General features: G+C 66.4%; 16 protein-coding genes and 1 tRNA gene. 8 read left to right on the forward strand and 9 right to left on the reverse strand.

The annotated features are described in order from the left end of the window. Positions 1-28 precede the first annotated feature (28 nt). On the forward strand, positions 29-634 hold the full coding sequence (gene yjgA / locus AC5WJ1_RS12200) for a ribosome biogenesis factor YjgA (RefSeq protein WP_276609583.1): 606 nt from the start codon (positions 29-31) through the stop codon (positions 632-634). Beyond that, complete coding sequence (mog, locus tag AC5WJ1_RS12205) at positions 631-1278, forward strand: molybdopterin adenylyltransferase (protein ID WP_135705615.1); 648 nt, start codon at positions 631-633, stop codon at positions 1276-1278. The genes yjgA and mog overlap by 4 nt, the downstream gene beginning before the upstream one ends. Before the next feature lie 52 nt (positions 1279-1330). Here the strand turns inward: mog and AC5WJ1_RS12210 are convergent, their stop codons facing one another. Together AC5WJ1_RS12210 and orn are read right to left on the reverse strand one after the other, a co-directional pair. Beyond that, positions 1331-2212: an AEC family transporter gene (locus AC5WJ1_RS12210; RefSeq protein ID WP_195427344.1), complete on the reverse strand. Its 882-nt coding sequence runs from the start codon at positions 2210-2212 to the stop codon at positions 1331-1333. A 115-nt stretch (positions 2213-2327) separates the two neighbouring features. Beyond that, entirely contained in the window at positions 2328-2966 is a 639-nt protein-coding gene (gene orn, locus AC5WJ1_RS12215; protein ID WP_494476152.1) for an oligoribonuclease, read from the reverse strand. 96 nt (positions 2967-3062) lie between these two features. Here orn and AC5WJ1_RS12220 point away from each other — a divergent pair, with 96 nt between their 5' ends. The 3 genes from AC5WJ1_RS12220 to AC5WJ1_RS12230 are packed head-to-tail and all read left to right on the forward strand — an operon-like array spanning position 3063 to position 5652. Continuing rightward, positions 3063-4310, forward strand: a complete 1248-nt coding sequence (locus AC5WJ1_RS12220) for a M48 family metallopeptidase (RefSeq protein ID WP_135705618.1) — start codon at positions 3063-3065, stop codon at positions 4308-4310. After that, positions 4307-5314 (forward strand): ribosome small subunit-dependent GTPase A, encoded by a 1008-nt coding sequence (gene rsgA, locus AC5WJ1_RS12225; protein ID WP_494476153.1) that lies wholly within the window; start codon positions 4307-4309, stop codon positions 5312-5314. The genes AC5WJ1_RS12220 and rsgA overlap by 4 nt, the downstream gene beginning before the upstream one ends. A gap of 32 nt (positions 5315-5346) precedes the next feature. Then, complete coding sequence (locus AC5WJ1_RS12230; protein ID WP_133093075.1) at positions 5347-5652, forward strand: putative signal transducing protein; 306 nt, start codon at positions 5347-5349, stop codon at positions 5650-5652. A gap of 33 nt (positions 5653-5685) precedes the next feature. Here the strand turns inward: AC5WJ1_RS12230 and AC5WJ1_RS12235 are convergent, their stop codons facing one another. Beyond that, on the reverse strand, positions 5686-6678 hold the full coding sequence (locus AC5WJ1_RS12235; protein WP_133093076.1) for a CobD/CbiB family protein: 993 nt from the start codon (positions 6676-6678) through the stop codon (positions 5686-5688). Positions 6679-6844: 166 nt separating this feature from the next. Further along, positions 6845-7543, reverse strand: coding sequence for a pirin family protein (locus AC5WJ1_RS12240; RefSeq protein ID WP_133093077.1), 699 nt, complete (start codon positions 7541-7543; stop codon positions 6845-6847). A 161-nt stretch (positions 7544-7704) separates the two neighbouring features. Here AC5WJ1_RS12240 and AC5WJ1_RS12245 point away from each other — a divergent pair, with 161 nt between their 5' ends. Beyond that, positions 7705-8625 carry a LysR family transcriptional regulator gene (locus AC5WJ1_RS12245; RefSeq protein ID WP_133093078.1) on the forward strand — a complete coding sequence of 307 codons (921 nt, stop codon included), beginning with the start codon at positions 7705-7707 and terminating at the stop codon, positions 8623-8625. A 10-nt stretch (positions 8626-8635) separates the two neighbouring features. Then, positions 8636-9541, forward strand: coding sequence for a tRNA glutamyl-Q(34) synthetase GluQRS (gluQRS, locus tag AC5WJ1_RS12250; protein ID WP_135705620.1), 906 nt, complete (start codon positions 8636-8638; stop codon positions 9539-9541). 58 nt (positions 9542-9599) lie between these two features. On the opposite strand, the gene AC5WJ1_RS12255 is transcribed toward gluQRS, so the two are convergent. After that, positions 9600-11096 (reverse strand): DEAD/DEAH box helicase, encoded by a 1497-nt coding sequence (locus tag AC5WJ1_RS12255; RefSeq protein WP_195427340.1) that lies wholly within the window; start codon positions 11094-11096, stop codon positions 9600-9602. Positions 11097-11362: 266 nt separating this feature from the next. On the opposite strand from AC5WJ1_RS12255, the gene AC5WJ1_RS12260 reads away from it, so the two are divergent. After that, on the forward strand, positions 11363-11581 hold the full coding sequence (locus AC5WJ1_RS12260; protein ID WP_133093081.1) for a hypothetical protein: 219 nt from the start codon (positions 11363-11365) through the stop codon (positions 11579-11581). Between the two features lie 674 nt (positions 11582-12255). Here the strand turns inward: AC5WJ1_RS12260 and AC5WJ1_RS12265 are convergent. The 4 genes from AC5WJ1_RS12265 to dnaG form a co-directional block, all read right to left on the reverse strand. Continuing rightward, entirely contained in the window at positions 12256-12609 is a 354-nt protein-coding gene (locus AC5WJ1_RS12265; RefSeq protein WP_029045558.1) for a DUF1428 domain-containing protein, read from the reverse strand. A gap of 226 nt (positions 12610-12835) precedes the next feature. Beyond that, a tRNA-Ile gene (locus tag AC5WJ1_RS12270) sits at positions 12836-12914 on the reverse strand. Between the two features lie 10 nt (positions 12915-12924). After that, positions 12925-15468 carry an RNA polymerase sigma factor RpoD gene (rpoD, locus tag AC5WJ1_RS12275; RefSeq protein WP_494476154.1) on the reverse strand — a complete coding sequence of 848 codons (2544 nt, stop codon included), beginning with the start codon at positions 15466-15468 and terminating at the stop codon, positions 12925-12927. Between the two features lie 201 nt (positions 15469-15669). Continuing rightward, a complete protein-coding gene (gene dnaG, locus AC5WJ1_RS12280; RefSeq protein WP_494476155.1) occupies positions 15670-17490 on the reverse strand; it encodes a DNA primase in 1821 nt (606 codons plus the stop codon). Positions 17491-17687 lie beyond the last annotated feature (197 nt).

A 17687-nucleotide genomic window follows, 5' to 3' on the forward strand; every position in this document is an offset into this window, starting at 1 on the left:
GGAATCATAGCAAGATAAAATGCCGGTCATGACGCGAAATTCCCGTAATTCCCAAGGCTCGCGCTTCCCCGGCGCGTTTTCGCCGGAGCCCGAAGACGACGAACCGAAAAGCAAGTCGCAGCGCAAGCGCGACATGACCGCCCTGCAGGACCTTGGCGCCGAGCTGGAAGCGCTGCCCAAGGACCGGCTGGCGCGCGTGCCCATGCCCGAGTCGCTGGCCGACGCCATCCACGAGGCCCGCCGCATCACCAGCCATGAAGGCAAGCGCCGCCAGATGCAGTTCGTGGGCAAGGTCATGCGCGGCCTGGACGACGACGAGGTCGATGCGATCCGCGCCGCGCTGGAAGGCTTCAAGGGCACCAGCAAGGCCGAGACCGCCCGCATGCACCTGATCGAGCGCTGGCGCGAGCTGCTGCTGGCCGACGACGCGGCGCTGACGCGCTTCCTCGGCGAGCACCCGGTCGCCGACGTGCAGTCGCTGCGCAACATCATCCGCAACGCACGCAAGGAGAAGGAGCAGGCCAAGCCGCCGCGCTACTTCCGCGAACTGTTCCAGGCCATCAAGGCAGCGCTCGACGCCAAGGACGGCGCTGCCTCCACCGACGCAGCCCCTTCACCGGAGCCCGAGGCATGACCCAGACCACGCAGTCGACGCAGCCGGTATCCCGCAACCATCCCGACGAACTCGTCGTCGGCTTTGTCTCGGTCTCGGACCGCGCCTCGGCCGGCACCTACCAGGATGAAGGCATCCCGGCGCTGCGCGAGTGGTTCGGCCGCACGATGACCTCGCCGTGGCAGGCGGTGGAGCGGCTGATTCCGGACGAGCAGGCGCAGATCTCGCGCACGCTGATCGAGCTGGTGGATGTGGCCGGCTGCGACCTGGTGCTGACCACCGGCGGCACCGGCCCGGCGCGGCGCGATGTCACGCCGGAGGCCACGCTGGCCGTGGCGACCAAGGAAATGCCGGGCTTCGGCGAGCAGATGCGGCAAGTAAGCCTGCACTTCGTGCCGACCGCGATCCTGTCGCGCCAGGTGGCGGTGATCCGCGAGACCGCCAGCCGCGCCGCGCTGATCATCAACCTGCCCGGCCAGCCGCGCGCCATCCGCGAGACGCTGGAAGGCCTGCGCGATGCCGACGGCAAGCCGGTGGTGCAAGGCATCTTTGCCGCGGTGCCGTATTGCATCGACCTGATCGGCGGGCCTTACATGGAAACCGACGAGGCCGTGGTCAAGGCCTGGCGGCCGAAGAACGCGGTGCGCGCCAAGCCTGCTGCGTAAGTCACACCCCAACCGCGCCGCCGGCGCCTGCCGGCGGCAGCCATCCCGCGCCTCAGCGCAATCCCAGGTACAACCCCAGCGGCACGAACACCACCGCGGCAATATTGCCGAGCAGCACGATCGACGCGACCTGGTCGGGCTCCTGCCGGAAATGGTCGGCGATCAGGAAGTTCAGCACCGCCGGCGGCAGCGCCGCGAAAACGAACAGCAGCCCGCGCTGCAGTTCCGTCAGCGGCACCCACTGCGCCAGCAGCAGCGCCACCGCGACGCCGGTCAGCGGGCACGCCACCGCGCCCACCACGCCCATGCCCCAGTTGCGCAGGCTCACGTCCTTCATGCGCACGCCCAGCGCGAACAGCATCAGCGGCACAGTGGCATCGCCCAGCAGCTTGACCGACTGGTAGACCGGGTCCGGCATGGTGAACCAGGGCCGCGCCAGCGACAGCCCGACACCGGCCACCGTGGCCAGCACCATCGGGTTGCGCGCGATCTGTGCCATCGACGCATGCCGGTTGACGATCTTCAGGCCGAGGGTGAAGTGCATCAGGTTCGACGCCGCGAACAGCGCCACCGCCGGAGCCAGCCCGGCGTGGCCGAAGGCAAAGACCGACAGCGGCAAGCCCATGTTGCCGCAGTTGTTGAACATCATCGGCGGCACGAAGGTACGCGGATCGACCTTGAGCAGCCGCGCCACCGCCCACGCCAGCACGCCCGAACCGAGCACCACCGCCACCGCACAGACCAGCAGCGCCAGCTGGTCTGCCAGCACGAAGTCCTTGCTGACAAAAGCCGACACCACCAGCAGCGGCGCGATCACATCGAGGGTGGCGCGATTGATCCCGGCCATGTCCGGGTGGGCCTTGCGCCCGTACAGCCACCCGACCAGGATGATCAGGATGACCGGCGTGATGATGGATACGATGCGCTCGAACATGGCAGGCTCGACGGGAGGTGCCCGGGAGGGCAGCGCGCGCCCCGTCGGTGGTGGTTGGTTGTTGTTGTCGGAGGCCGCGAAGCCGGCTTATTAGCGCCGGCTTATTAGCGTCGGCTTATTGCGCCGGGGTGTCGGCAGCCGGAGTATCAGCAGCCGGAGTAGCGGCGGCCGGTGCGCCCGGCGGCGTGTGACGGATAAAGTGCGTGCGGTAGTAGCGCAGCTCTTCCACCGATTCCAGGATGTCGGCCAGCGCCGTGTGCAGCTGGCGCTTGACGAAGCCCTTGTGGATGACCGGCTCCCAGCGCTTGCACAGCTCCTTGAGCGTGGACACGTCCAGGTTGCGGTAGTGGAAGAACGCCTCCAGCTTGGGCATGTAGCGCGCCATGAAGCGGCGGTCCTGGCAGATCGAGTTGCCGCACATCGGCGACTTGCCGGCCGGCACCCAGCGCTTGAGGAAGGCCAGCAGCTCGGCCTCGGCCTGCTCCTCGGTCAGCGTGGACGCCTTGACCTTGTCAATCAGGCCGGAGCGGCCGTGGGTGCCCTTGTTCCAGTTGTCCATGCCGTCGAGCACGGCGTCGCTCTGGTGGATCACCAGCACCGGGCCTTCGGCCAGGATATTGAGCTCGGAGTCGGTAATGACGATCGCCACTTCGATAATGCGGTCGGTATCCGGCTGCAAGCCGGTCATTTCCATATCGAGCCAGATCAGGTTGTGTTCGCTCTTGACGGATTTGGCGGTGGCGTGGGTGGTCATCGGGACTGCTGAGAAAGGGATTTGGGGAAGCGTCGGCGGCGGAGGCGGACGCGAACAACTTATAATTCTCGCATATCCGTTCCAAGGCTCTTGCCGATGTTCACCTTTGTCTTCCTCGCCGCGCTGGTGCTGATGGTGCTGACCAAGCTCTGGCTGGCCGCGCGCCAGGTGCGCCATGTGGCACAGCACCGCAACGCGGTGCCGGCGCGGTTTGCCGACACCATCTCGCTCGCCTCGCACCAGAAGGCGGCCGACTACACCGTCGCCCGCACCCGGCTGTCGATGCTTGAAGTGCTGGCAGGCGCCGCGGTGCTGATCGGCTTCACCATGCTGGGCGGGCTGCAGTGGCTCAACCAGTTCTGGCTGGAGACCTTCGGCCCGGGCTATGCGTATGGCGTGGCGCTGGTCGCCAGCGTGGCGGTGATCGGGGGGCTGGTCGACCTGCCCTTCGCGCTCTATGGCCAGTTCGGCATCGAGGAGCGCTTTGGCTTCAACAAGATGACCTTCGGCCTGTGGCTGGCCGACATGGTCAAGATGCTGGCGGTCGCCAGCGTGCTGGGCCTGCCGCTGCTGCTGGCGGTGCTGTGGCTGATGGAACGCGCCGGCTCGCTGTGGTGGCTGTGGACGTGGCTGGTATGGATGGGCTTCAACCTGTTCCTGCTGGTGGTGTTCCCGACCTTTATCGCGCCGCTGTTCAACAAGTTCGAGCCGCTGGCCGACGAATCGCTGCGCCAGCGCATCGAGGGCCTGATGCAGCGCTGCGGCTTTGCCAGCAAGGGCCTGTTCGTGATGGACGGCAGCAAGCGCAGCGCGCACGGCAACGCCTACTTCACCGGCTTCGGCGCGGCCAAGCGCATCGTCTTCTTCGACACGCTGCTGGCGCGCCTGTCGGGCGACGAGATCGAGGCGGTGCTGGCGCACGAACTCGGCCACTTCAAGCGCCGCCACGTGGCCAAGCGCATCGCCGTCACCTTTGCGCTGAGCCTGGTATTCCTGGCGCTGTTGGGCTGGCTGGCAACGCGCACGTGGTTCTACACGGGCCTCGGCGTGGCGCCCAACCTGGGCGTATCCAACCATGCGCTGGCACTGGTGCTGTTCTTCCTGACGCTGCCGGTGTTCACCTTCCTGCTGGGGCCGCTGTCGAGCCAGTCGTCGCGCCGCCATGAATTCGAGGCCGACGCCTTCGCCGCCGACCAGACCAACGCCGGCCACCTGGTGTCGGCACTGGTGAAGCTGTACAAGGACAACGCTTCGACCCTCACGCCCGATCCGCTCTACAGCGCCTTCTACTACTCGCATCCGCCCGCCGCGCAGCGGATCGACCGGTTGCTGGCGCACGCATGAGCCGTACCTCCCGACACCGCGGCGCCGGCGGCGCCAATAATGCCGGCGCGAATGCACGCGCAAATGCAGGCACAAATGCAGGCACAAGCGCCGAGCCCGCACTGATCATCGCCGCGCACGGCCGGCACTACGTCGTCGAGCTGGCCGACGGCACGCGCATGCATGCCTTCCCGCGCGGCAAGAAGAGCGACAGCGCCGTGGGCGACCATGTCAGCGTCGAGCGCGCCGCGGCGGACCAGTGCGTGATCACCAGGGTCCAGGCGCGCAAGAACCTGCTGCACCGTTCCGACCAGTTCAAGTCCAAGCTGCTGGCGGCCAATATCGACCAGGTCATCATCGTGCTGGCGACCGAGCCGGGCTTTTCCGAAGACTTGCTGGGACGTGCGCTGGTATCGGCCGAGGCGCTGGAGATCCGGCCCCTGATCGTGCTCAACAAGACCGACCTGCCCGAGCGGCTGGACGAGGCGCGCCGGCGCCTGGCGCTGTACCGCGAGCTGGGCTATGAGACGCTGGAACTGTCGGTGCGCGCCAACCCGGAACAGGCGCTGGCGGCGCTGCAACCGCGGCTGGCGGGGCTGTCCAGCATCCTGATCGGCCAGTCGGGCATGGGCAAGTCGTCGCTGCTGAACCTGCTGATTCCCGGGGTGGATGCGCAGACGCGCGAGATCTCGGCCAAGCTTGATTCCGGCAAGCACACCACCACCTTCACGCGGCTGTATCACCTGCCGGCGGACTGGGGCATGATCGACGGGCGCCATGGTGCGCTGATCGACTCGCCCGGTTTCCAGGAATTCGGCCTGTACCACCTGAGCGAAGGCATGCTGGAACGCGCCTTCCCCGAGTTCCGTCCGCTGCTGACGGAGTGCCGCTTCTACAACTGCCACCACACCAACGAACCCGGCTGCGGCGTGCTGGCGGCAGTGGCGTCGGGAGCGATCGCCGAGCGCCGCCACCAGCTCTACGCGCAGCTGCTGCACGAGTCCAGCCAGCAGAAGCCGTGGTAAGGTGAATGCGCCTGGGTAACCGGTGAGTCGCCATGAAACTGCTGCTGTACGCCACCTCGCTGGTTCACGCCGCCCATTGCCAGAATGTGCTGCGGGCCGCCGGCATCCGGGCGGAACTACGCAACACCTGGCTGGGTGGCGCCACCGGCGAGATCCCATTCCGGGAAAGTGCGCCGCAGGTCTGGCTGCTCGATGACGACATGGAAGCGCAGGCGTGGGCAGCCCTCAATGCCGCCGCGAACCCGGTGCCAGGGCCAAGCTGGCAATGCCGCCACTGCCACGAATGGCATGAGGCGCAATTTGGCGCCTGCTGGCGCTGCGGCGCGGCGCGCGACTAGCGCCGGGCGGCCCTTTCATATACGACGCCGGTATCAGCCCACCCACAGCGCCAGCGACACCATGGCGAGCAGCAGCATCCACAGCACCACCGCACGCCATACCAGCCCGACAGCCGACTGCAGCGTGCGCACGCCTGGCTCGGCGCCGAACTCCGGCGCCGACGGCTCAGGACCGTTGTCCTCTTCCATGCCCGGCGCATAGTCCACCGCCGGGCCGACCGCGCTGGTACGCAGCACCACGGTGGAATCGTCCTCGGCCAGCGGCGTGCCCAGGCGCACGCCCAGCGCCCCGCCGCCGCTGGCGAGCAGGATGCCGTTGACCGCATCGTTCCACTTGCGCGCATGGTTGCGCCACGCATACACCGCATCCTCGAAATTGCCCACGATGGCAAAGCCGATTGCGGTCAGGCGCGAGGGGATCCAGTCGAGCAAGTAGAACGCGCGCGCGGCAAAGCGGCCCAGCGCGGGGCTGCGTTCGGTCGACGGCTCGTTCCAGTGGCGGCCGAGGTATTCCGCGACGCGGTACAGCACCACGCCGCCGGGTCCGATCGGCACCAGGAACCAGAAGAACACGCCGAACACATGCCGGTGCACGGCGATGATCGCCGCTTCCAGCGTGTGCCGCACGATCTCGGTGACAGGCATATCGACTGTGTCGATGCCGGTCCACTCATGCAGCAGCGTGCGCGCGGTATGGACGTCGTCGCGGTTCAGCGCCTCATGGATATCGGTGAAGTAGTGGCTGAACTGGCGGAAGCCCAGCGTCATGTAGAGCACCAGCACGTTCCAGGCGAGCGTCAGCGCCACGCTGATCGATGCGAGCAGGTAGTGCACCACGACCACTGCCAGCGTCAGCGGCAGCACCACGGTGAACCACGCCAGCGCCGCATCGCGGGGGCGGCCGGTATCGAAGGCATGCTCGGCGCGGTCGCCCAGCGCGCGCACGATCTCGTGGATCGGGTTGTTGCGGCCCAGGGCGCGGAACTGCTCGGCGATCAGCGCCAGGAGAATAGAAACAAAGGTCATCTTGGTACGGGTGTTCCAAGGGGGGCGCCCCGCCCGATGTGCCGGCGCAAGCGCAATGCATAGCGAGAAGATAGCACAGCGGTACCTGACCCTACCCGTTGCGACACAAAAAGCAAAAGCCCGCCGGTTGGCGGGCAGGATTTTCAAGCGAATCTACGCGTGATGGTCAGGGCAGGTCGAACACCAGCACCTCGGCGTCATCGCCACCAGACAGCGCGACCTCGCCGACCGACTCCAGCTTGGCCGCATCGCCCGCTTCCAGCGCCTTGCCGTTGACCAGCACGCGGCCACGCGCGACATGGACATAGGCGCGGCGACCCGGCGCGAGGGCCAGCGTGGCGGCCTCCTCGCCATCGAGCAGCCCGGCGTACAGGCGCACGTCCTGGTGCACCACCACCGAGCCGTCGGCGCCGTCCTGGCTGGCCACCAGGCGCAGCTTGCCGCGCTTGTCGGCCGCCTCGAAGTGCTTTTCCTCGTAGCCCGGCTCGATGCCATTCTGCGCAGGCATGATCCAGATCTGCAGGAAGTGGGTCGTATCGTGCGCGGCGTGGTTGTACTCCGAGTGCCGCACACCGGTGCCGGCGCTCATGCGCTGCACGTCGCCCGGACGGATCACGCTGCCGTTGCCCATGCTGTCCTTGTGCGCCAGTTCGCCTTCGAGCACGTAGCTGATGATCTCCATGTCGCGGTGGCCGTGCGTGCCGAAGCCCATGCCCGGCGCGACGCGGTCCTCGTTGATCACGCGCAGCGGCCCGAACTGCACATGCTGCGGATCGTAGTAGTCGGCAAACGAGAACGAATGATAGGACTTCAGCCAGCCGTGATCCGCATAACCGCGCTCTGCAGACTTTCTGATTTCAATCATTTTGATGGCCCTCCTTGGCCTGTATCCGTGTCGCCACCGGCATCCGAACTGCCTGGGACCGCTGGATGGCATGTATTGCGTTGTTGATGCTAGGAAGTTTAGGCCCCGACGCGTATATTTACGGGGACCGCCTTAGAAGCACTCATTCAGTTTTTCTGAATATGCCACTCTCACTCGAATCCCTCGAAGTCCTGGACGCCATCGAGCGCAAGGGCAGCTTCGCCGCCGCCGCCCACGAGATGGGCAAGGTGCCCTCCGCGCTGACCTATGTGGTGCGCAAGCTGGAAGAAGACCTGGACGTGCTGCTGTTCGACCGGCGCCGGCACCGCGCCGAGCTGACCCCGGCCGGACGCGCACTGCTCGACGAAGGCCGCCACCTGCTGCACGCCGCCGACGACCTGGCGCGCCGCGTCAAGCGGCTGGCCACCGGCTGGGAAGCCACGCTGACCATCGTGGTGGACGACCTGATCAATTTCCGCGCGCTGCTGCCGGTGGTCCACGACTTCTATGCAGAGAACACTGCCACGCGGCTGCGCTTTGCCAAGGAAGTGCTGGGCGGCGCCTGGGACGCGCTGGTCAGCAACCGTGCCGACCTGGTGATCGGCGGCGCCTACGACGCGCCCAGCACGCAGGGCTTCCAGATCCGCCCGCTGGGTACGATGCCGTTCGTGTTCGCGGTGGCGGCGCACCATCCGCTGGCCACCGAGGAAGGCCCGCTCACCACCATCCAGATCGCCAGGCACCGCATCGTCGCGGTGGGCGATACCTCGCGCAACCTGCCCGCGCGCACCCATGGCGTGCTGGCCGGCCAGGACGTGCTGGTGGTGCCGACCATGCGCGACAAGCTGGAAGCGCAGATCCGGGGCCTGGGCTGCGGCTGGCTGCCGGCGCCGATGGCGCAGCCGCATATCGAGAGCGGCGTGCTGCAGGCGCGCGAGACCGTCGAGGTGCGCGCCCCGGGCAACTTCAAGGTGGCGTGGCGCACCAGCAACCGCGGCAAGGCACTGCAGTGGTGGGCCGGCAAGCTGGAAGACCCGCGCTTGGCGCAGGCACTGCTGTTGCAACCCGAACTCGCCGGCTGAGGGTGTCCGCATGGCAGTGACGGCTGCAATGTTTGCCTCGGCGGCCGGCTACCGCGGCCGCTTTGCCCCCTCGCCGACCGGCCCGCTGCATATGGGCTCGCTGGTCACCGCGCTGGCCAGCTGGCTGGATGCGCGCGCGCACGGCGGCCAGTGGCTGGTGCGTATCGAGGACATCGACATGCCGCGCTGCGTGCGCGGCGCCGACCAGGACATCCTGCAGACGCTGGCGCGCCTGGGCATGACGCCGGACGAGCCGCCCGTGTGGCAGAGCCGGCGCGAGGCGCACTACGCCGAGGCGCTGCGCCGGCTCGATGCCGCCGGGCAGCTCTACCCCTGCGGCTGCTCACGCAAGGAAATCGCCGATTCGCTGGTGCACGTGCGCGAGCGGCACCAGACGCTGGGCTACCCCGGCACTTGCCGTCATGGCCTGAACGGCAAGCTGCCGCGCGCGTGGCGCGTGCGCGTGCCGGACGGCCCGGCCGCCACGATCTGCTTTGACGACCGCTGGCAGGGGCGCCAGTGCCAGGACCTCGAGACCGAGCTGGGGGACTTCGTGCTGCGCCGTGCCGACGGGCTGTGGGCCTACCAGCTGGCGGTGGTGGTGGATGATGGCCTGCAGGGCATCACGCATATCGTGCGTGGCGCCGACCTGCTTGACTCGACGCCGCGGCAGATCCACCTGCAGCACCTGCTGGACCTGCCCACGCCGAGCTACCTGCACGTGCCGGTGGTGGTCAACGAGATCGGGGAAAAGCTGAGCAAGCAGAGCGGCGCGCAGGCGATCGACACCGGCGCTCCTCTGGAGGCGCTGCGCCAGGCCGGCATGAACCTGGGACTGGCGAACCACGAAGGCAATGTGCGGGACTGGCTGGCGCGCGCCACGGAGGACTGGCGCCAGCGAATGGCGGCGGCCTGACCCGCAGGCCGCCTCGGGCGGGTCGCCCAATCAGGACTTAGGACCTAAAACTTAGGATTCAGGACTTGCGCGGCACGCCGCCCAGCAGCGCCGCGACCGGGCGCTTGGGCGCCTGGCGGCCACGGCTCAGCGCGGCGGCGATTTCCTCCGACGGCTTGACCTGCGAGCTGCTTGCGCTGGGCTCGTACGGGCGCGAGAAGAACGGATCGTCGGAAGGGCGGAACACCTGGCGGCTGCCGCTGTGCTCGTGGCGGCGCGGCCGCTCCTCGTCGCCGCTGCCGCGCGCACGGCGCAGGTCGCTGCGCTGGCGGCGGCGCTCTGCCTCGTCCTGGCGCGACTTCTCGCCGGTCGGGTCAAAGCCCTCCAGCTTGCCGCGCGGAATGCTGCGCTTGATCAGCTTCTCGATATCGGACAACAGGCGCTCATCGTTGCCCGGCACGTAGATCGACAGCGCATCGCCGCTGGCGCCGGCACGGCCGGTGCGGCCGATACGGTGCACGTAGTCCTCGGCGCTGAACGGCAGGTCGAAGTTGATCACGCATGGCATGTCGGGGATATCGAGCCCGCGCGCCGCCACGTCGGTGGCGACCAGCGCATCGATGGTGCCGCTCTTGAAGCCGTCCAGCGTCTGCATGCGCTCGGTCTGGGTCTTGTCACCATGGATCGCGGCGGCGTTGATGCCCTCGCGCTCCAGGTGCCGCGCCAGCCGCGAGCAGCCGATCTTGCTGTTGACGAAGACGATGCACTGGCGCGACTGCGACTGCTCGGCGCGCTGCTTGAGCAGGTGCACCACCGCGGCCTGCTTGTGGCCGTCCTCGACCTGGTACACCGCCTGGCGCACGTTCTCGTTGGTCGAGTTGCTGCGCGCCACTTCGATGGTGACCGGCTGCTTCAGGTAGCTGGCGGCCAGCCGCTTGATTTCCGGCGAGAACGTGGCCGAGAACAGCAGCGTCTGGCGCTGTGCCGGCAGCAGGTTGATGATGCGCTGCAGGTCCGGCAGGAAGCCCATGTCGAGCATGCGGTCGGCTTCGTCCAGCACCAGCATCTGCACCTGCGACAGGTTGACCGACTTCTGCTGCACGTGGTCGAGCAGGCGGCCCGGCGTGGCCACCAGGATCTCGACGCCGCGGCGCAGGGCGTCGGTCTGCGGATTCATGTCAACGCCGCCGAACACCACCGTGCTACGCAGGTCGGTGTGCTTGGCGTAGCGGGCGACGTTGTCGTAGACCTGGTCGGCCAGTTCGCGCGTGGGCGTCAGCATCAGCGCGCGCACCGGATGGCGCGCCGGCGAGGCGCTGGCATTGGCCAGCGGCAACAGGCGCTGGATGATCGGCAGCGCGAAGCCGGCGGTCTTGCCGGTGCCGGTCTGCGCGGCGCCCATCACGTCCTTGCCGAGCAGCACGACGGGAATGGCCTGTGCCTGGATCGGCGTGGGCGTGGTGTAGCCCTGGTCGGACAAGGCACGCAGGATGCGCGCGTCCAGGCCAAAGCTTTCGAAGGTCTGCACCGCGGTCTGCCCGGCGGTGGTGGGTTCTGGTGCGGTCGTAGTGGTCATGGGTATCGGTGTCTGGCGGGAGGCGAACCCGGCACAAACGGATACGCGTCTGGAACTCATCTCGCCCTGGCTCTCGGCTGACACCGGGGAGGCGCCGGCGCGGCCATGCCGCTTGCACAGGGCTTGCAGCTTTTGGCCAAGAGAATCAAAGACTTAAATTTTAGCATTTCTGCCGCTAGAGTGACCAGCATGGGGCGGGTGTGCAGGCGCGCCGCGACACTGCGCGGCCCCCGCCGGGGCGATTTCAAGAAACTGTCACATCGGCAATGGATGATGCCGGCGGCACCGTTGACAAGGCGAGCCAGAACCGGCCGCGCGGACGCCACCTTCCGACCACCGAGACCAATATGGACTTCGAGCAATTCCGCCAGACCTGCCAGCAGTTCCTGCGCACTTCGAGCCAGTTCCTAGGCCTGGCCACCGTCCTGCCCTTGCCGGCGCGGCCGGCGAGTCAGCCGGCCCAGCCTGCACAGCAGGCGGCCTGACAGGGAGATCCGTCCACCACCGGCGCGGCGTCCAGGTGACTCGGTCGCCGCGGATGCCGTTGTCCTGGATCATCTTGCCCCACTTCGTGTAGCCGCCGCACATGAGGCCTGCCACGGGCCCAGCTGGCCGCCTGGCAAGGAAAAAGCCCCGGTGCCGGGGAGGGCAGCGGGGCTCAAGTGGTAGCGGGGCAACCTTCCGATTACCCACGCGGTGATCTTGTCCGATCGCGCCAAGGCCCACATCACCCAAATGCGGGTCGTACGGCCGACAACAGAGCGCCGGGCGGCGCGCGCCTGGCGTCACCTGTAAAGCCTGTCAATCATCACTCGCACTCGCCCAGCCAGGAATCGGGGTTTTCTCCGAGCGGGTTTCCGCCAGCTTCCGGTCGCGCCGCGCATGGGGTCTACTGGTATCACATTGATATGGCACAGCCAAGGCGGCACATCGCCGCAGTCAATGGAGCACCAAGACGATTCCAATGACCGGGAGACAGACCATGGTGACGAAAAAAGAAGACGCATTCGTACTGAAGAACCTTCTCGCCCTCGCAGCAGTGGAAACCCTGGGCGGCGCGATCGCCCTGGGCATGGTCTTCCACCTGATCTGAACCGGCATGCCTGGCGCCGGCGCTGCCACGCCGGCGCGGTGCTCGTTACGACGGCGCCCTGCGACCTTACTCGTCGACAATCACCTCGAAGCCGCCGTAGATCATCCGCTGACCGTCGAACGGCATCGGGTCCATCCCTTCCTTCAGGCGCGGGTCTTCCATCGCCGCCTTCATGCCGGTGTCGCGCTTCTCCTTTGACGGCCACACGATCCAGGAGAACACCACCGCTTCATCGTCCTTGCGCTTGACCGCCATGGTGAAGGACGTCACCTTTCCCTCCGGCACGTCATCGCCCCAGCATTCCACCACCTTCAGCGCGCCGTGCTCCTTGAACACCGCTGCGGCCTTCTGCGCCACCTGGCGGTAGGTTTCGCGATTGGCCTGCGGCACGGCCAGCAAGAATCCGTCGATATAGGACATGGATTTGACTCCTCTTCGGGTTGAACGGGTGCGAACGGGTTGCATCCGACTACCTTAGTCCATCGCTACACGGGCAGAGGTTCCTCCAGGGATCGCGCCCTGCACCTCAACGTGTGGTGTGCTGGCCATTGGAAGCGGCGTTGCCACATGCGGGCTTCTGGAAGTCACTGGCGACAAAGCAAAGAAGGGGTTACGGCATTCACCGTAACCCCTTCTTTCACAGCATTGGTGGGCCTCCCGTGAGTCGAACACGGCACCAACGGATTATGAGTCCGCTGCTCTAACCAGGCATGAGCTAGAGGCCCTTGGAAGCGTTTAGTTGCCTTCCAGGAAACTCTTCAGCTTGTCGGAGCGGCTCGGGTGGCGCAGCTTGCGCAGGGCCTTGGCCTCGATCTGGCGGATCCGTTCGCGCGTGACGTCGAACTGCTTGCCGACCTCTTCCAGCGTGTGGTCGCTGCTCATTTCGATGCCGAAGCGCATGCGCAGCACCTTGGCTTCGCGCGGCGTCAGCGAGTCCAGCACGTCCTTGACGACGTCGCGCATGGAGCCGTGCAGCGCCGCTTCGGCCGGGGCCAGCGTGTTGGTGTCCTCGATGAAGTCCCCCAGATGGGAGTCGTCGTCGTCACCGATCGGCGTTTCCATGGAGATCGGTTCCTTGGCGATCTTCATGATCTTGCGGATCTTGTCTTCCGGCATCTCCATCTTCTCGGCCAGCGTTGCCGGATCCGGTTCATTGCCGGTTTCCTGCAGGATCTGGCGCGAGATGCGGTTCATCTTGTTGATCGTCTCGATCATGTGCACCGGAATACGAATGGTGCGCGCCTGGTCGGCGATCGAGCGCGTGATGGCCTGGCGGATCCACCACGTGGCATACGTCGAGAACTTGTAGCCGCGGCGGTATTCGAACTTGTCCACCGCCTTCATCAGGCCGATGTTGCCTTCCTGGATCAGGTCGAGGAACTGCAGGCCGCGATTGGTGTACTTCTTGGCGATCGAGATCACCAGGCGCAGGTTGGCCTCGGTCATCTCGCGCTTGGCTTCGCGGGCACGACGCTCGCCCTCGGCCATCTTGCGGTTGACGCCCTTCAGTTCCTTCAGCGGCAGCACCACGCGCGACTGCAGGTCGATCAGCTTCTGCTGCAGCTCATGCACTGCCGGCACGTTGCGCTCGACGATGGCGCTGTAGCCCTTGCCGTCGGCCACCACGGTGTTGATCCACTCGAGGTTGGTCTCGTTGCCCGGGAAACGGGCGACGAATTCCGAGCGCGGCATGCCGCACTTGTCGACCACGATATTCAGGATCGAGCGCTCGAGCTTGCGCACTTCGTCCACCTGGCCGCGCAGCGTGTCGCACAGGCGCTCGACATTGCGGGCGGTGAAGCGGATGCCCATCAGTTCGGCCTGGATGGCTTCCTGGGCCTTGACGTAAGGCTTGGACTTGTAGCCCTCCTTCTCGAAGGCACGGCGCATCTTGTCGAACTGCTCGGCGATCACGCGGAATTTTTCCAGCGCGTTCTGCTTCAGCTCTTCCAGCTGGCGCGCGGAGGCACCGGCGCCGGCGCCGCCTTCGTCGTCGTCTTCCTCGTCGCCTTCCTCGTCGTCGTTCTCGTCGCCTTCCTCCTCGTCTTCGGACGCCGCCGCCGGGGCCGAGGGGGCTTCCGGGGCTTCATCGGCGTTCGGGTCGATCAGGCCGTCGACGAACTCGTCGATCTTGATCTCGTCGTTGGCCACGCGCTCGGCGTGGGCCAGGATCTCGGAGATGGTGACCGGGCATGCCGAGATCGCCATCACCATGTCCTTCAGGCCGGCTTCGATGCGCTTGGCGATTTCGATTTCGCCCTCGCGGGTCAGCAGCTCGACCGTGCCCATTTCACGCATGTACATGCGCACCGGGTCGGTGGTGCGGCCGAACTCGGAGTCAACCGTGGACAGGGCCGCCTCGGCCTCTTCCTCGGCTTCTTCCTCGCTGGTGGCGGACGGCGCGTTGTCATTGAGCAGCAGCGTCTCGGCATCCGGCGCCTGTTCGTAGACGGCGATGCCGATGTCGTTCAGCGTTGCGACCAGCGTGTCGATCGTTTCCGAATCGACCATGTCGTCCGGCAGGTGATCGTTGATCTCCGCGTAGGTCAGGTAGCCGCGCGACTTGCCCAGCTTGATCAGCGCCTTGAGCTTCTGGCGACGCAGCTCGAGCTCCTCTTCCGTCCCCTGCTGGGTCGAGGCGAACTCCTTGAGCAGCGCCTTTTCCTTGGCCTTGCGGTCCTTGGCCTTCTGCTTTTCGGTCTTCGGCGCGGCTGCGGGCGTCGCGGCGCGCACGTCGTTCTCGTAAAACTCTTCAGTCACGTCGTCTGTTGTGCTGTCGTCGTGCTGCATCTCGGCCTTGGGCTTGCGGCCGCGCTTTTTCGGCTCCGGCTTGATTGCCGGGGCAGCGGGACGCTCGGATGCAACGGATGCAGGGGTCGCGGTGCGCGCCTTGGATGCCGTCGCGGTGCTGTCCGCCTTGGCGGCCCCGCTCTTGGCGCCGGCTGCTGCCGCTCGCTTGCTCTCGACTTCGGTATTCTGCTGTTTCGCCACGGTGATACTCTTGCCTTTCACTGGTGCAGACACGGCAACCTTGCCGCTCGTACTGGCGCCCTCGCGTGCCGAAGTCGAGGCCTGTGTTTCCTTGGATGTGCGAGTCCTGGCAGGAGTGGTCACGGCGGGCGCTTGCGCGCTACGCACGGACTTGGATGGCGCAGACCGGGCTGGTGTCCTGACTGGCGCGGTCGATGTCTTCGCCGCCGTCGTTTTCGCAGACGCCTTGCCGCTCCCTGATTGGGGAGCCTTCGTTGTAACCTTTTCGGTTGCTTTGGCCTTTGCCATTGGCACGCTCACTTTCACCAGAACTGGGAAGAAAGATTTCGCAATCCAAACCGGCTATTGTAGCACGCCACGGATAGCCAGCTTCCTGTCAGGTGAGGTTTTCACCTGAAAAATCAAGGCTTAAGCTCGGCGGTGCCGGCCTAGTCCCTCATCCAACGCCTGAACCTGCCTCCCGGTTGATAGCCGTCGCGCCGCCGCGCTTCAGCCAAGTTGACGCCGCCGGTGGATCTCGCCCACCAGCCAGCGCATGCGTTGCTTGGCCGCCTCATCGGCGGTCCCTGCCACGACTTCGGCCTGCAGCATGTCGAGTTCGCGCCGCAACGGCTCTGCCAGCAGCTTGGTGATGGCGGCATCGAACTCCTGCGTCGCAGGCGCCTCTTCGATCTCTTCCTTCAGCACGGCGGTGCGCGCAGCCGCGTACAGTTCGGCATATGGCGACTGGGCCAGCCGCTCGCTGAATGCCGCAAAATTCACCTCGCCCTGCAGGCCATCGCATGTCGACACCAGGTGCGTCAGCACTTCGCTCTCTCCGCCTGTGCCGCCCTCGCCATCCAGCAGCAAGGCGCGCGCGTCTTCGTCGAGCCGGGCGGACAGTGCCGGATAGCACATCAGCAACTGGATCACGCGCTGCTCCAGGCCGGTCGGCGCCTGCCGCCTTGCCCGCGGGCGCGGCTTCTCGAAACGGCCCACGCGGGCCGGATCGCTGCGCAAGCCGCAGATGGCCTCGATCTCGGCAGGTGTCGTACCAGTGGCATCGGCAAGTTCGCGCACAATCTGTAGCCGCAGGCCGCCGGCGGGCATCGCCTGTAGCAGCGGCTTGGCCTCGTACTGGGCGCGGGCCCGGCCCTCGGGCTGGCGCAGGTCAAGCTCCTCGGTCACCGACTGCAGCAGGAAGCGCGACAGCGGCATGGCATTGCGCACCTGCGTGGCAAAGGCTTCGGTGCCCTCTTCGCGCACATAGCTGTCGGGATCGTGCTCGGCCGGCAGGAACAGGAAGCGGATGGTCTTGTTGTCGGCCACATGCGGCAGGCAGGCTTCGAGTGCCCTTCGCGCCGCACGGCGGCCGGCGGCATCGCCGTCGAACGAGAACACCACCGCGTCGGTCTGGCGCAGCAACTTCTGCACGTGCACGGGGGTGCACGCCGTGCCGAGGGTAGCGACGGCATTGGCAAAACCGAGCTGGGCCAGTGCCACGACGTCCATATACCCTTCGACCACCAATACGTATCCGGTTTCCCGGATGGCATGGCGCGCCTCGAACAGGCCGTATAGTTCGGTCCCCTTGCTGAACAGCGGGGTTTCCGGCGAGTTCAGGTACTTGGGCTCGCCCTGGCCCATTACGCGGCCGCCGAAGCCGATCACGGCTCCCTTGGTGTTGCGGATGGGGAACATGATCCGGTCGCGAAAGCGGTCATAGCGCCGCGGCTTGCCGTCGGGGTCGCGCTTGTCGCTTTCGATCAGCAGGCCCGATTCGGCCAGCGGCGCGGCGATATTGTCGTCGCGATAGCTGCCGAACACCGCTTCCAGCCCCTGCCAGTCGTCCGGCGCATAGCCCAGGCCGAACTGCGCGGCGATCTCGCCGGTCAGCCCGCGCCCCTTCAGGTACTGGATCGCCTGCGGCGCGGTGCGCAGCTGGCGGCGGTAGAAGTCGGTCGCGCGGGTCATGGCGTCGGACAGCGCCACCGAGCGGGCCTGCTGTTCGGCGCGTTGCCCCGGCGGCAGCCGGTCGCGCTCTTCCGGCACGGTCATGCCGACCGACTGCGCCAGCTCGCGCACCGCCTCCGGGTAGGACTGGCCGGAGTACTCCATCAGGAAACCGATGGCCGAGCCATGGGCGCCGCAGCCGAAGCAGTGGTAGAACTGCTTGGTCGGCGAAACCGTGAACGACGGCGATTTCTCGTTATGGAAGGGGCACAGCCCCATGAAATTCGCGCCGCCCTTCTTCAGCTGCACATACTTGCCCACCACATCGACAATGTCGACACGGTTGAGCAGGTCCTGAATAAAGGCTTGCGGAATCACCCGACTGACCGTCCTGAGGCTTGGCCGTCCCGCGACGGGAGGCAATTTCTAGGAATGCGTGACCGGTGCGGCGCCCGGTTGCTATCGGAATATTGTAGTGCAGCGCGCTCAGGCCGCCCGCAATGTTTATCAACTCCGTGCATTTACGCCGAATCCCGACGATCCGGCGTGCATCACGCCTATATCTGATTAAATCA

This window comes from Cupriavidus sp. MEYA8 (assembly GCF_059278825.1).